The 14,582-nt window shown below is 70.4% G+C and carries 12 protein-coding genes and 1 tRNA gene; 7 read left to right on the top strand and 6 right to left on the bottom strand.

The window, feature by feature from the left end; genetic code table 11:
* Window positions 1-17: 17 nt before the first annotated feature.
* The 4 genes from ACFXP5_RS13980 to ACFXP5_RS13965 form a co-directional block, all read right to left on the bottom strand.
* Window positions 18-94: transfer RNA gene (locus tag ACFXP5_RS13980), tRNA-Pro, on the bottom strand.
* 105 nt (window positions 95-199) lie between these two features.
* Window positions 200-1,714: a hypothetical protein gene (locus ACFXP5_RS13975; RefSeq protein ID WP_394545071.1), complete on the bottom strand. Its 1,515-nt coding sequence runs from the start codon at window positions 1,712-1,714 to the stop codon at window positions 200-202.
* 117 nt (window positions 1,715-1,831) lie between these two features.
* A complete protein-coding gene (locus ACFXP5_RS13970; RefSeq protein WP_394545069.1) occupies window positions 1,832-2,743 on the bottom strand; it encodes a metallophosphoesterase in 912 nt (303 codons plus the stop codon).
* Between the two features lie 11 nt (window positions 2,744-2,754).
* Window positions 2,755-5,439, bottom strand: a complete 2,685-nt coding sequence (locus ACFXP5_RS13965; protein ID WP_394545067.1) for a transglycosylase domain-containing protein — start codon at window positions 5,437-5,439, stop codon at window positions 2,755-2,757.
* A 99-nt stretch (window positions 5,440-5,538) separates the two neighbouring features.
* Between ACFXP5_RS13965 and sp36 the strand changes: the two genes are divergently transcribed.
* Window positions 5,539-5,757, top strand: coding sequence for a Sp36 family protein (gene sp36 / locus ACFXP5_RS13960; protein ID WP_394529030.1), 219 nt, complete (start codon window positions 5,539-5,541; stop codon window positions 5,755-5,757).
* Window positions 5,754-6,221: a RidA family protein gene (locus ACFXP5_RS13955; protein WP_394529029.1), complete on the top strand. Its 468-nt coding sequence runs from the start codon at window positions 5,754-5,756 to the stop codon at window positions 6,219-6,221. The genes sp36 and ACFXP5_RS13955 overlap by 4 nt, the downstream gene beginning before the upstream one ends.
* 558 nt (window positions 6,222-6,779) lie before the next feature.
* Here ACFXP5_RS13955 and ACFXP5_RS13950 read toward each other — a convergent pair.
* Together ACFXP5_RS13950 and acs are read right to left on the bottom strand one after the other, a co-directional pair.
* Window positions 6,780-8,942 (bottom strand): PQQ-dependent sugar dehydrogenase, encoded by a 2,163-nt coding sequence (locus ACFXP5_RS13950; protein WP_394545065.1) that lies wholly within the window; start codon window positions 8,940-8,942, stop codon window positions 6,780-6,782.
* A 286-nt stretch (window positions 8,943-9,228) separates the two neighbouring features.
* A complete protein-coding gene (gene acs / locus ACFXP5_RS13945; protein ID WP_394545063.1) occupies window positions 9,229-11,199 on the bottom strand; it encodes an acetate--CoA ligase in 1,971 nt (656 codons plus the stop codon).
* Between the two features lie 377 nt (window positions 11,200-11,576).
* Here acs and ACFXP5_RS13940 point away from each other — a divergent pair, with 377 nt between their 5' ends.
* The 5 genes from ACFXP5_RS13940 (at window position 11,577) to ACFXP5_RS13920 (ending at window position 14,526) form a co-directional block, all read left to right on the top strand.
* Entirely contained in the window at window positions 11,577-12,695 is a 1,119-nt protein-coding gene (locus ACFXP5_RS13940) for a TadA family conjugal transfer-associated ATPase (RefSeq protein WP_394545061.1), read from the top strand.
* Window positions 12,692-13,576 carry a type II secretion system F family protein gene (locus ACFXP5_RS13935; protein WP_394545059.1) on the top strand — a complete coding sequence of 295 codons (885 nt, stop codon included), beginning with the start codon at window positions 12,692-12,694 and terminating at the stop codon, window positions 13,574-13,576. Before ACFXP5_RS13940 ends, ACFXP5_RS13935 begins: the two co-directional genes overlap by 4 nt.
* A gap of 64 nt (window positions 13,577-13,640) precedes the next feature.
* Window positions 13,641-13,856: a DUF4244 domain-containing protein gene (locus ACFXP5_RS13930; RefSeq protein WP_394545057.1), complete on the top strand. Its 216-nt coding sequence runs from the start codon at window positions 13,641-13,643 to the stop codon at window positions 13,854-13,856.
* Window positions 13,853-14,197, top strand: a complete 345-nt coding sequence (locus tag ACFXP5_RS13925) for a TadE family type IV pilus minor pilin (RefSeq protein ID WP_394545055.1) — start codon at window positions 13,853-13,855, stop codon at window positions 14,195-14,197. Before ACFXP5_RS13930 ends, ACFXP5_RS13925 begins: the two co-directional genes overlap by 4 nt.
* Entirely contained in the window at window positions 14,197-14,526 is a 330-nt protein-coding gene (locus tag ACFXP5_RS13920; RefSeq protein WP_394545053.1) for a helicase, read from the top strand. Before ACFXP5_RS13925 ends, ACFXP5_RS13920 begins: the two co-directional genes overlap by 1 nt.
* The last annotated feature ends 56 nt before the right edge of the window (window positions 14,527-14,582 follow it).

Here is a 14,582-nt window from a genome sequence, read left to right as displayed (position 1 = left end):
GCCTCTCGAATGATATGTGGTCGGGGTGACAGGATTTGAACCTGCGGCCTCGTCGTCCCGAACGACGCGCGCTACCAAGCTGCGCCACACCCCGGAGCAACCGTTCGAGTCTACCTTGTGAACGCGGATGCGACGAACCCGCCGACGTCGGATCTGCGGGCCGGGTGGGCCGACGTCGGCGGGTCGCTCGAGGCTCGCCCTACCGGGGCGAGGATTCCGCCCGTCGGCGGCGCTGCATCAGGTGGGCGAGGAGCGCTGCCCCGAGGATCACCGCTGCGGCGCCTGCCCCGCCCAGGCGGGCGGTGGAGCCGTCGGGTCCGGTCGCGGCGAGGGCGCGCGGCCGCTCATCGAGCGGCGCCGGAGGCTGGGCTGCGGGCGGCTGCTCGGGTTGCGGCGGCGGAGGAGGCGCCGCTACGGTCACCATCTGGGTGGCGACCCCGAAGCTCTCCTGCCAGACGTAGCCCGGCTCGAGGTGGGGGACGGTGGCCTCGGCCTGAGAGCCGGCGTCGATCTGCCACACGGCGGTGTAGACCCCCGGCCCCGGCAGCGCCCAGTCGGATGTGACGCGGTACACCCCCGGCCCTTGAGCGGGGTTGGTCGTGAGTGCCAGGTCGCCGACGTGCTGGGCTTCGGCGGGCACGTCGCCGCTCTCGGGGAGCACCGTTTCGGTGCGATAGACGCGGGCGGTCGCCGAGATCGTGACGAACGCGCCGTCCGCCCCGCGTGGCCAGACCCCCTCGATCGCCTGCAGGTCGACGTCGTCGATGAACGGGCCGCCCTGCGCCTCCGGCTCGGCGACCTGGGTGGACAGTCCCGGAGAGAACACCACCGGTCGGGGAGCCGCATCCCTCGCCTCCGCGGCGAAGTCGACGCGACCCGCCGGGCCTGCGGTGTCCTGCTGCCCCGGGGTGGTGAAGTGCCGTACCGCGGGAGCCCACCCGGCGCTGCCGTGCACCGTGGCCTGCACGCTGAACGGGGTACCGTCGTCGGTCGGTGGGACGGCGGTGATGGGGTACGCGATACCGGGCGCTGCGCCGGCGAGCTCGGCGGCACCGGTGTCGGCGAACACCGCGTGGGTGAGTGTGATCGTGCCCGGCCCGGCTGCGTCGAAGGCCACCGAGCCCCGCCGGGCGTCTGCCGGATCGGTGGACAGGCTCAGCGTGGCGGTCGTGGTCGGGACCGCCACGGCGAGGGCTTCGGCGTAGTAGCTCTCGGCCAGGCTCCCCACCGCCCCGGAATGCTCGGGAGCGATGCTCGCAAGGCTCCAGTGCACGGCCTCGGCGAGCGAGTCGCCTCGGTATCCCCAGGCGTGCAGCGTCTCGGTGCGGTTCGCTATCGCCTTCACGGCCCAGCCCACAGCCGCACCCTGCACGGGGTCGGCGGTCTGGCCGTAGGTGCTGACGAGCATGTTGATGCCGGCGAGCTGATGCGGGGAGAGCCCGGCTGCGGAGTCGGACGAACCGTGGTCGGTGGTACCGCCGGTGGGCAGCGGCAGTCCGGGCACGATGCAGTAGGTGTGCACCCCGCCGACGAGCATCGAGCCGTGCCAGCCGTGTGCCGACAACGGGGCCCACGTGCCGAAGCCGGAGCCCTGATCGGCCGCCTGGGCGGGGGGCGCGACGACGGCGATGCCGGCGATGGCAAGCAGGGCGCCGACCAGCGCGGCCACGAGGCCTCGCCGTCGGCGCCGGGGAGATACGGGCACGGGGGTCATTTTCAGCATCCTCTCGACGTGTTCTTCGTCGATCGTCGGATGCGAGAGCGTGCTCAAAAGCTGCGGGCGGGTCGTTGTGGACAACCGTCCCGTCAACCGGGTCTGGGGAGGAGAGGTTCAGCGGGGGAGGAGGGTCAGCAGGGTGACCTCGGGACGGCACGCGAAGCGCACCGGCGCGTAGATCGAGTGGCCGATGCCGGCGCTCACGTTGAGCGGCGCGGTGCGGCCGTCGTGCGTCCACTCGCTGAGCCCGCGCGCCTGGTCGAGCGGGATGTCGCAGTTCGCCACGAGCGCCTCTCGGCTGCCGGGGATGCGCACTTGACCGCCGTGCGTGTGACCGGCCAGGAGGAGGTCGGCGCCGAGGTCGACGTACTCGTCCAGCACGCGCCGATAGGGCGCGTGCGTGACGCCCAGGAGCAGGTCGGTCTCACCGAGCGAGGCGCGGGCGTCGGGAAGGATGCCGAGGTCGTCCCAGTCGCGGTGGGCGTCGTTGACGCCGAGCGCGCCGACGCGTGTACCCCGCACCTCGAGGGCCGCGGCGGCGTTGTCGATGGGCGTCCACCCGAGGTCGTCCGAGAGGTAGGCGTCGAGCGCATCGACATCCATCTGCTCGACCTCGGGCTTTTTGCTCGAGGGGCCGGTGAAGTACAGCAGCGGGTTGCGGAAAGACGGACCCTGGAAGTCGTTGGAGCCGTGGACGAAGACACCGGGGATACCAGCGAAGGGCGCGTACGCCTCGCGCAGTCCGTCGAGGCCGTCGCGATGCCCGAGGTTGTCGCCGGTGTTGACGATGAAGTCGGGCCGGAGGCTCGCCAGGCTCGCGATCCATTGCTGCTTGCGGTGCTGCCACGGCGCCATGTGCGCGTCGGAGAGGTGCAGCACCCGGATCGCGTCGGAGCCGTGGGGCAGCACGCGCAGGGCGTGGTAGCGCACGGTGAAGAGGTAGCGCTCGATGCCGATACCCCATACCGCAGCGCCGACACCGACCGCCCCCACCGCCGAGAGGGCGGTGAGGGCGGTCTTGGCCACGGATGCCGCCACTACGGGCAGTCCCGCGCGCGGATGTCGAGCGCGATCTGCGTGCCACGGTTGACGACCGTGCCGGTGCCCGGGTTGGTGCCCGTGACGGCACCCTCCGCCGGGGCATCTCCGGCCTCGGCGCAGGTACCGATCGCGATGTTCGTGAAGCCGGCGCTCTGCAACTGCTGGGCCGCCTGGCCGGGGTTGCCGCTCACCGCGGGCACCGCGACACCTTCCCCGTTGCTGGGGCTGATCGTGATGGTCCCCCCGGCGGGCGCACGGCCCGACGGGTTCTGTGCGGCGACCACGTTCGTCGGCTGGTTGGAGTCGACGGGGTCGCCCACCTGCACCTCGAACCCGGCGTCGGACAGGGTGGCCTGCGCCTGGTCGATGGTCTGGCCGACGACATTCGGGACATCCTTCTGGATCTCGCGGGAGAGGTTCGTGTCGGGCGCGGGGAACTTGTCGCCGCCGTAGACGTCGTTCGCGACCGCTTGCACGTCCTTGGCCAGCGGATACCGGATGTCAGAGAGGACGCGCCCGCGGTAGTAATTCTTGAACGGGTTCAGGTCGCCGTTGGCGTTGCCCGCCCACACGGCCGTCGTGACGTTGGTGCTCGACTCGATCATCCAGGTCTGCTTCAACTCGTGCGAACCCGTCTTGCCGAGCACCGGGACGCCGTTGTTGGGGTTCGCGCGCGAGCCCGTGCCTCCCGAAACCATGACGCCCTGAAGCGCGTACGCCGCGGTGGCCGCAACTTCGGGGGTGATGGCCTGGGTGCAGCCGCGCGCCGGAATCATCTCGGGCACGTCGGCGCCGTCAGCGTTCGTGACGCGGTCGATCACCTGCGGCTTGCAGTACGAACCACCGTTGGCGATCGTGGCGTAAGCCCCGGCCATCGCCATCGGCGAGACAGCAGCGTCACCGATCACTCCGGCGGGGCCGGCGAGCTTGATGGGGGTCGCGGTGTCGTTGAGCACACTGCCGCCGAGGCTGCCGTTGTCGACGCCGAGCCGGCTCGCGACATTGCCGATGTCGCACAGGTCGAGCTGCGCAGCCATGGCCACGAAGCCGGAGTTGAGCGATTCTTTCGTGAAACGCATCGGGGTTCCGGTGTAGCCGCCCCCGCGGTCGAAGTTGTTCGCCTTCCACGTGGAGTTGTAGATCGGCCCGTCACAGCTGTTGAACTTCTTAATGACGGTGCTGCGACCGTTCACCGATTCGTTGACGGAGTGGCCCTTCTCGAGCCAGTCGATGAGGGTGAACAGCTTGAACGTCGACCCGGCTTGGAACCCGGCCGATGCGCCGAAGACGGGGTCTCCCGCGTAGACGATCGACGAGGCGTTCGGATCGTCCGAGCTGCCGGCCGTGTACACGGTGTTCTGGGCGATCGCCAGCACGCGCCCCGTCTTGGACTCGAGGTTGACGATCGTCGCGCCGTACTTCGTGTTCGGCATCGACTGCGGGGCGTAATCCGAGATCGACTTCTCCGCCGCGGCCTGGATGCGGGGGTCGAGGGTCGTGTAGATCGTCAGGCCGGCCTGGCGGAGGGCGCGCGTGCGGTCCTCCGGGGTGGCTCCGAACGAGACGTCGTTCTGGATCGTGGAGACGACATAGGCGCAGAAGTACGCCATGGCGCCGGTTGATTCACAACCGGTCTGCGGGTTGGTGATGGTGGGCGAGATCGGCTCGAGGATGGCAGCGTCGTACTGCTCCTGCGTGATCTTGCCGTCGTCGAGCAAGCGGCTGAGCACGTAGAGCTGGCGGCCCTTCGTGAGGCTGTACCCGTCGGCGGCCGCGGTGTACTGCTCCTGGGTGATGGCGCCCGCCTGCAGCTTGGAGTCCAGCGCCGCCAGCGTGCCCGCGGGAGCGTCGACGACGCCGTCGGGCTGGCCGTTGGAGGTGCTGTCGGGGCTGTCGATCTTGTACGTGTTCGGGTTCTGCACGATGCCGGCGAGAGTCGCTGCCTGGCCGAGCGTCAACTCCGAGGCCGGCACGTTGAAGTAGTACTTCGCGGCGGCCTGGATGCCGTACGTCGTGCGTCCGAAGTTCGCGATGTTGAGGTATCCGAGAAGGATGTCGTTCTTCGAATACTCCTTTTCGAGCTGGATCGCGTACCGCATCTCCTGCAGCTTGCGCTCGTAGCCCTCGGCGCCGGTGGCGTTCGTGGCCTCCATCCAGCAGTCCTGCAGGACGACGTCGCGGGAACGGATGAGTGTGCCGTCATCGGCGACCTCGTCGGTAGCATCCCGCTCGCACTGCTGGATCAGCACGTTCTTGACGTACTGCTGGCTGATGGACGAACCACCCTGCGTCTGACCGCCCTGCGCGTTGCTGAGCAGAGCACGGGTCGTGCCGATCAGGTCGACGCCGCCGTGCTGGTAGTAGCGGGGGTCTTCACTCGAGAGGATCGCGTCGTACATCACGGGGGCGACCTCGTTGAAGTCGACCGGCTCGCGGTTCTGGTCGTAGAAGGTGGTGCGCACATCGCCCATGACGATGGTCGTCGGCTGCATGAGCTCGTCGATCTTGAGGATGCTCGGCATGTTGTCGAAGAGCGTGATGGCGCTCGACGCAGCAGCACCGGATACCGCGATGGCGGGGGTCACCGTAGCGGTCACGAGAACACCCGCGACGACGCTCAGTCCGACCAGGCCCAGGAGTCCCCCGAGCGCGCCGGTAGGCGTCCGATTCTTGTCAGGCATAGGCTTGATGCTAAGGGAGAACCCTGGGGGAAGGCTCGATAGGCCCGCCCTGCCGCGGGGTCGGAATGCCCCGCTCACCTCGACGAAGCCGGAGCCGCGATGACCACGTGGGAGTACCTGACCACCCCCCTCCTGATCCACAACACCGCTGCGATCCTCAACAACTGGGGCAAGCAGGGCTGGGAACTGGTGCAGGTCGTGACCGGCCCCGAGGGCGGCCTCGTGGCCTACCTCAAGCGTCCGGTCGGCGCAGGATCGGCCAACGAGGGACTCGGCGCCGCGGCCACCGCCGCGCAGCAGTTCGGGGAGACCTCGTGACCGTCTCCGGCCTCCTCGCCGAGCTCGGCATCGAGCTGCCCGACGTCCCCACGCCCGCCGGCGCCTACATCCCGGCGAAGGTGCACGGGAACCTCGTGTTCACCGCCGGGCAGCTGCCGCTCATCTCGGGCGTCCTCCCGGCGACCGGCAAGGTGGGGGAGGGTCGCGACCTCATCGACCCCGCCGATGCCCGCGAGTACGCGCGCCTCTGCGCCCTGAACGCCATCGCAGCGGCCGCCGCCGCGGTCGGCGATGTCGACCGCCTCACCGGCGTTCTGAAGGTGACCGGGTTCGTCGCATCCGCCCCCGCCTTCGCCGGTCAGCCCGGCGTGATCAACGGCGCGAGCGAGCTGCTCGGTCACGTCTTCGGCGATGCCGGCCGCCACGCGCGCTCCGCCGTCGGAGTGGCCGTGCTGCCACTCGACAGCCCGGTCGAGGTCGAGGTCGTCTTCACGCTCGACTGAGCGCCAGCATCCATTGCCCGCCTCCGTGGCGCACAACTTCGGTGAGGTCGCGCACAACTCCGTCGGTCGCACACAACTTCGGAGCCGTCGGGCACAACTTCGGAGCTGCCGGGGCGACACGCCGTGGCGGAGGCCCGGTCGGGCCGATGCGGGCCGAAACCTCCGAAGTTGTGCGGGTCGCACCAGGGCAAGGGCCCGGGCGGCGGTGGGGCCAGGGCCCACAGCATCCGTCCCCTCCGTCGTGCACAGGTTCGGAGGTGCCGCGCACAACTTCGGAGATGTCGCGCACAACTTCGGAGCTGTCGGGGCGACACGCCGTGGCGGAGGCCCCGGCGGGCCACTGCGCGGCCGAAACCTCCGAAGTTGTGCGCGACGCAACAGCAACAGCAACAGCAACAGCAAACAGCAACAGGAACAGGAACAGAGCGGATGCTGGGGCCGCCAGCGCACGGATCGCCGGCGCCAGCGTCGAACTGCCCACGAATGGGGCAAGGGCCCGACCGGAATGTACCGGTCGGGCCCTCGCCGTCTGCTGGTGCCGCGGGAATCAGCGCACGCTCACCCGCCGAGGGTGACGTGCAGCAGTTTCTCGTTGCTGTTGTTCGCGATGCTGTCCTTGTCGCCCTCGTTGCTGGTGGTGAGCCAGAGGCCGCCATCCGGTGCTGGCTCGACCGTGCGCAGGCGCCCGTAGGTGCCGGCGAAGAAGATCTGCACGTTGGTGAGCGAACTGCCCGAGATGACCTCCCGGTAGAGGCGCGTACCGCGTTCGCACGCCACGTAGAGCACATCGCGCACGATGGCGATGCCGGCGCACGACCCGTCGGAGGTGAGGTACGTGTTCTTCGGAGCGATGTACCCGGCCGTCCCGCAGGCGCCCGACGTGCCCTCGCAGGCGGGCCAACCGTAGTTGCCGCCCTTGACGATGAGGTTCGTCTCATCCATCACGCTGTTGCCGAACTCCTGCTCCCACAGTCGGCCCTGCGAGTCGAACGCGATGCCCTGCGGGTTGCGGTGACCGTAGCTGTAGACGTAGTTGCCGAACGGGTTGTCGGAGGGCACCGAGCCGTCGGGGTTGAGGCGCAGCACTTTGCCGTTCAGAGACTGCAGGTTCTGCGCGTTGTCGCCGAACTGGGCATCGCCCGTCGTGGCGTAGAGCTTGCCGTCGGGGCCGAAGCGCAGCCGCCCGCCGTCGTGGAACTTGTTGCGCAGGATGCCGCTCAAAAGCACCTGCTCGCTGCTCAGCACGAGGGCGTTGTTCTCGAGCTTGATGCGCACGATGCGGTTGTCGGAGGGCGAGGTGTGCATGATGTACAGCCAGTGCGTGCTCGCGAAGTCGGGAGCGATGGCGAGACCCATCAGGCCGCCCTCCCCGTCGGTGCCCTGCACGTTCGGCACCGTGCCGACCGTGGTCTTCGCCCCCGTGGTGGGGTTCAGGAGCACGATGTCCTGCGCGTCGCGACGGGTGTAGAGGATGCTGCCGTCGGGCAGGGTCGCGAGACCCCAGGGGATGTCGGTGTCGGTGCCGATCTGAGTGACGCCGCAGACCGACTGCGCGCAACCGGTGCCGGTGGTGATCATGACCTTGTTGCTCTTCGGCGAGACGTTCGCCTGGCCGTCGCGGGCGACCACGTAGTACTGGTAGCTCGTGGCGGCGGCCAGCGCGCTGTCGACGAAGGTCGTGGCGGGGGTGACCGTGGCGGTGCCCGTGATCGAGCCGACCTTCACCGCGTTGCGGTAGATGTCGTAGGCGCGCACACCGAGGTTGTCGGTGGCCGCCGTCCAGGTGAGGGTGACCGTGGTTCCGGATGCGCGGGCCGTCAGGGCGGAGGGCGCGGTCGGCGGCGTGGTGTCTGCCTGGCAGTTGGGGGGCGAGATCTTCACGGTGGTGCTGGCCTGGGAAACGTTGCCCGCGGCATCCCGCGCATTCACGTACAGGCCCCAGGTGACGCCGCCGACGACGGTGAGAGTGGTCGAGAGCGAGGTGGCGGGGACCGACTTCATCAGCTGGCCGTCGTGGTAGACGTCGTAGAAGTCGACGCCCACGTTGTCGGTGGAGGCGTTCCAGGCGAAGTCGACCGACTCGCAGGAGAGGTTGGCGACCCGCGGAGAGCCCGGCACGGTGGGGGCCTGGGCGTCGACGGTGCCGAGGGTGGTCTTCCACTTCTGGTTGGCGCCGCCGTTGCAGGTGTAGAGGGTGACGAGGGTGCTGTTCGCGGTGGCCGCGCCCTTCACGTCGAGGCAGAGGCCCGACTGCACACCGGTGATGGTGCCGTTGGCGTTGATCTTCCACTTCTGGTTGGTACCGCCGTTGCAGCCGTAGATCTGCACGCCGGCCGGGGAGACGGTGGACTGGCCGACCACGTCGAGGCAGCGGGTGCCGTTGTAGAGGGTGAGCTCGCCCGCGGTGGTGTAGGTGAACGCCTGGTTGGCCTGGGAGTTGCAGTCGTAGATGTTCATGCCGGCGCCGACCGTCTGCACGTTGCCGATGACGTCGAGGCAGCGGTTCGACTGCGTGCCGACGATGGCGGCGGGGCCGGATACGGCGGCTGCCGCGGCGATCGCGGGTGCGGCGGCCGCGGGCGCAGATGGGACTGCGGCAACGGCACTGGCGGCGTTCGCGGTGGACGCGACGGCCGGGGTGAGCGCACTCGCGAGCACGAGGGCGAGTGCGGCGCCGAGGAGGCGGCGGCCCCTGCGGCGGCGGGGTGAAGACGTGGACATGAGGCCCTTCATGGTCGTGCTTCAGGAGAGGTGCGTCGATCGACGCACGTCGAGTAAATCCGACCCACGAGCGGTGCACACGCGACAATCGTCGCAACCGCCGTCCACCTCCGGCCACCGTCCGCACCCGGCCACGCCGCTCCGGTAGGGCGGGCCGCAGCATCCGCCCCGCACGACTTCGGAATCAACCGGCGACACGCCGTCGTGACCGCCCTTTACAGGCCGGGACGGCCACGAATCTCCGAAGTTGTGCGCGATGGCGCACGGGGCGAGCGGATGCTGCGGGCTACTTCACCTGGGCGCTGATCACGCTCATGACGGCGGTGTCGGCGAGGGTCGTGGTGTCGCCGACTTCGCGGCCCTCCGCCACGTCGCGCAGCAGGCGCCGCATGATCTTGCCCGAACGCGTCTTGGGAAGTTCGCCCACGATATAGATGTCGCGCGGCCGGGCGATCGGGCCGATCTGCTCGGCCACCCATCCGCGCAAGGTCTGGGCGAGTCCCTCGGCCGAGTGCGCCTTGAGGAAGCTCTGCTTCACGATCACGAACGCGACCACCGCCTGGCCCGTGGTCTCGTCGGACGCACCGACCACGGCCGCCTCGGCGACAGCCTCATTGCCCACGAGGGCCGATTCGATCTCGGCGGTGGACAGGCGGTGCCCCGACACGTTCATGACGTCGTCCACCCGCCCGAGCAGCCACACGTCGCCGTCGTCGTCGAGGCGTGCGCCGTCGCCCGCGAAGTAGTAGCCCTTGTCGGCGAACTTCTCCCAGTACGTCTCCTTGTACCGCTCGGGGTCGCCCCAGATCCCGCGCAGCATGCTCGGCCACGGCGTGGTCACGACGAGCAGGCCGCCGTTGCCCTCGCCGACGGGCTCGCCCGAGTCGTCCACGACGTCGATCGTGATGCCGGGCAGCGGCACCTGGGCCGAGCCGGGCTTGGTCTCGGTGATGCCCGGCAGGGCCGAGATCATGATCGCGCCGGTCTCGGTCTGCCACCAGGTGTCGACGATCGGAGCGGTCTCCTCGCCGATGATCGAGCGGTACCACATCCACGCTTCGGGGTTGATCGGTTCACCGACCGAGCCGAGCAGCCGCAGCGACGACAGGTCGAACTTCTGCGGCACCTCGCGGCCGATCTTCATGAACGAGCGGATGGCGGTCGGAGCGGTGTAGAAGACGGTGACGCCGTACTTCTCGATGACCTCCCACCAGCGCCCCGGGTGCGGGGTGTCAGGGGTGCCCTCGTAGATCACCTGGGTCGCCCCGTTCGCGAGGGGGCCGTACGTGACGTAGGTGTGGCCCGTGATCCAGCCGACGTCGGCCGTGCACCAGTACACGTCGGTCTCGGGGTGGATGTCGTGCACCACCCGGTTGGTGAACGTCGCCTGGGCGAGGTAGCCGCCGGAGGTGTGCAGGATGCCCTTCGGTTTCCCCGTCGTGCCCGACGTATAAAGGATGAACAACGGATTCTCCGCGGGGAACGCCTCCGCCGTGTGGTCGGGCGCAGCATCCGCGATCACCTCGTGCCACCACAGGTCGCGGCCCTCGGTCCACTCCACGTCGTTTTCGCCCCGGCGCACCACGATCACGTGCTCCACCGTGTCCTGCGGGCCGGCGCCGTTGCGGTCGGCGAGGGCCATGTCGACGGCGGGCTTGAGCGGCGACACCTTTCCCTTGCGGTAGCCACCGTCGGCGGTGATGACCACTTTCGCCGCAGCGTCGTCGATGCGAGCGCGCAGGCTGTCGGCCGAGAACCCGCCGAACACGACGGAGTGGATGGCTCCGATCCGCGCGACGGCCAGCATCGCCGCCACCGCCTCGGGGATCATCGGCAGATAGATGGCCACGCGGTCGCCCCGCACGACACCCAGGTCGGTCAGCACATTGGCGAGCCGCTTCACTTCCTCCGTCAGTTCGGCGTAGGTGATGCGGCGCTCGTCGCCGGGTTCGCCCTCCCAGAGCAGGGCGACCCGGTCGCCGTTGCCGGCTTCGACGTGGCGGTCGAGGCAGTTGTATGCGACGTTCAGCGCGCCGTCGGCGAACCACGTCGCGAACGGCGGGTTCGACCAGTCGAGGCCCTGCGTGAAAGGGGTGTGCCAGTGCAGCAGTTCGCGGGCCTGATCAGCCCAGAACCCTTCGCGATCGGCCGCGGCGCTCTCGTACAGCGCGGCCGTGCCGACGGCGGCGGCGGCGAAGTCGTCGGACGGCGCGAACCGCCGGGTCTCACTCAGCAGGTGGTCGATCTGGCTGCTCATAACGGGGCGCTCCTTCGCGTGGTTCCGGTGCCCGCGGCCCTCCCTCTGGGGCGGCCGGTCGGACACGCGCAAATCTAGCCAGCCGCAGCCGGGGAGGGCTACCTCCGTTAGTTGGTCGGCCGTGACGCCGCCCTCCGATTGGACGCCCAGCAACAGACGCGTAAAGTTGATTCCAGCCCGAACTTCGATTCCGGCATCTGCGCCACCCGCACCCCCCCAATCGTGGGTGTCGCAGGGCGGCATCCCAATCCCCCCATTGGGATGCCGCCACTCTTTTTTCCGGCATGCGGTCCTCCCCAACCTCGGACCTCGGCGGGTTGTCCACCGCGGGCCGTTCCGCCGGTGATCAGGCAGATGCTGGCACCTACCGTCGTGGCATGGCTCAACCGTTCGTCGTGGCTCCGCGTGCACGCCCCGGCGACGCCCCGTCGAGCGAGACGGTCGTGGACGTTCCGGCTGCCCCGATGGAGCCGGATGACGAGGAGGGCGCCGGGTTCCCGAGCCCCTCCGGCGCCCAGGCCGGCCGGCACCGCGCGGCGGCCGGCGTCGAGCCCGGGCGACACCCGGCTCTCGAATCCTTCGGGCGCTACCTCGACGACCCCGAGGTCACCGACCTCTTCGTCAACGGCGGCGACGGATTGTTCGTCGACCGCGGCAGCGGCGCCCAACGGGTGCGGGAATGGCGGGCGGCCGAAAGCGATGTCCGCGACCTCGCCGTCGCGCTGATCGGCCTCGGCGGGCGGCACATCGACGACGCGACCCCGTGCGTCGACGTGCGCCTCGATCGTGGGATGCGGGTGCACGCGGTGCTGCCCCCGATCGCGCAACGCGGTACGACGATCTCGATCCGGGTGCCGCGGCTCGCGGTGCCCGGTCTCGACGACCTCGCCCGCGCCGGTCTCGTCGACGCGTCGGGGCTCGAGAGTCTCGAGCGGCTCGTGCGCGAGCGCACCAACGTGCTGGTCACGGGCGCGGGTGGCGCAGGCAAGACCACCCTGCTGTCCGCGATGCTCTCGCGCGCCCCGGCCACCGATCGCATCGTCACGATCGAGGATGTCGCGGAGCTTCGCCCGCAGCATCCGCATCACGTCTGCCTCGAAGCACGCCAGCCGAACCTCGAAGGAGCGGGCGGCGTGGGTCTCGCGCAGTTGGTACGGGAGGCCCTGCGCATGCGCCCCGACCGGCTGGTGGTGGGGGAGTGCCGCGGTGCGGAGGTGCGCGAACTGCTGAGCGCGCTGAACACCGGCCATGACGGCGGCGCGGGAACCCTGCACGCCAATGGCCTGGCCGACGTGCCCGCCCGCCTCGAGGCGCTCGGCGCGCTCGCCGGGCTCGATGACAGGGCGCTCGCGCGCCAAGTGGTCAGCGCGATCGGCTGCGTCGTGCATCTCGCACGGGGCGCCGACGGCGTGCGCCGCGTGGTCGGTCTTGCCCGTCCCGCCCTGCGCGACGACCGGCTCGAGATGCACCCCCTCTCTCCGGCGGGCGCCTCATGAAGTGGCGTCGCTCCGCCGCGGTCAGCGACGCCGCGCTCGCCGCAGACAGCGTGCTGCGGCTGTCGGTGCTGCTGCGCGCCGGTGTCGCGCCGCTGCGCGCATGGACTTATCTCGCCGACGCGGGTGATCCGATCGCCGAACGGGTGCGCTCGGTGTTGGCGGCCGGCGCAGACCCGCGCGCCGTTTTCGCCGACGCCGGTGATCCGTGGCCCGACGTCGGCGCGGCGTGGCGGGTCGCCACCACGGTCGGCGCGCCGCTCGCCGGCAGCCTGCACGACGTGGCCGAGGCCCTGCGCGACGGGCAGCAGGCAGCCGACGAGGTTCGGGTCGCCCTCGCCGAACCCGCCGCCACCGCACGGCTGATGAGCTGGCTTCCGCTCGTGGCCGTCGGACTCGGGGTGGCGCTGGGTTTCGACACGCTCGCCGTCGCCTCGAACCCGGTGGGCATGGTCTGCCTCGCCCTGGGCGCCGCCCTCATCGTGGCCTCCCGACAGTGGTCGGCTGCTCTCGTCCGGCGGGCGCAGCCCGCACCGGGTGTACCGGGGATGGACGCCGAGCTCACCGCGATCGCGCTCGGCGGCGGAGTGTCGATCGAGCGGGCTCGAGCCCTCGTGCGCGAAGCGCGCCCCGAGGATGCCGGCGGCGACGTCGATCGAGCGCTCGCGCTGTCCCGCTCCGCCGGAGTGCCCGCGATCGACCTGCTGCGCTCGACCGCGTGGCTGGCCCGGCATCGCTCGCGCACCGAAGGACGGTTGCGCGCAGCATCCCTCTCCTCCCGACTGCTCCTGCCGCTGGGGGTGTGCACCCTGCCGGCCTTCCTGCTGCTGGGAGTCGCCCCGATGATGCTGAGCATCTTCTCCTCGGGGGTCCTGGCCATCTGATGCGACCCCACCGACCGTGCCCTCCGCCCCACACGCGTGCCCACCGACTGAGAAGGAACCCGCCATGACCCACTCCGCCCGAACGAAAGTCCTGCCGCGCCTCACCCGGCGACGGGCCGCCCGCCTGCTCGGCGACGACACCGGCGCCGCGACCGCCGAGTACGCGATCGCCACGATGGCGGCTGTCGCCTTCGCCGGCATGCTCGTGGTGATCATGCGCTCCGACGAGGTGCGCGGCATCCTCAGCGACCTCGTGCGCCGCGCGCTCACCGTCGAATGAGGTGCTCCCGATCCCGGCAGCTCGGCGAGCGGGGATCGGTCGCGGCGGAGTTCGCCGTCGTCCTGCCGGCCATCGTGCTCGTGGTGCTGTTCGGGGTGGGAGCCCTCAGCGCCGGAGCACGGCAGGTGCGGTTGCAGGATGCTGCGGCCGACGCCGCTCGCCTCGTCTCGCGCGGCGAAGATCCCGGGCGCGCCCACGCGCTCGTGGCGGCGGTGGGGGCGACGGCGTCGATCGAGCTGCGGGGCGACCTGGTGTGCGTGCTCGCCCGCGCCCCGGCGCCGATCGCACTGCCGCTGCCCGATGTGACGGCCTCGTCCTGCGCGCTCGCGGGAGGGCTCTGATGGCCGCGACCACGGCGGCGGTCGGGGTCATCGCCGCGGCGCTCACGCTGACGGTGGCCCTCGGCTCGGTCGCGGCGGCGTCCGTGCACGGTCAACGGCTGGCCGGCGCGGCGGACGCTGCAGCCCTCGCGGCCGCCGACGCCGCCAGCGGGGCGGTGGCGGGGGTGCCGTGCGAAAGCGCGGCCGTGGTGGCAGCATCCGCCGGCGCCGAGGTGACCGCGTGCGAGCTCGTGGGTCTCATCGCGACCGTGACGGTTTCCGCACCGTTCGGGGTGTTCCCCGCCGCCGTCCAGGCCCGCGCCGGGCCTCCGACTCGCGGTGCGCCCTGACGCGGCGAGGAGCCGACCCTCGGATCTCGTGTGTATGGTGTGCAACGAACGAAAGG

It is taken from the genome of Microbacterium hanjuni (assembly GCF_043556395.1).
Lineage (GTDB): Bacteria > Actinomycetota > Actinomycetes > Actinomycetales > Microbacteriaceae > Microbacterium.
This window is presented reverse-complemented; position numbering and strand designations above follow the sequence as displayed.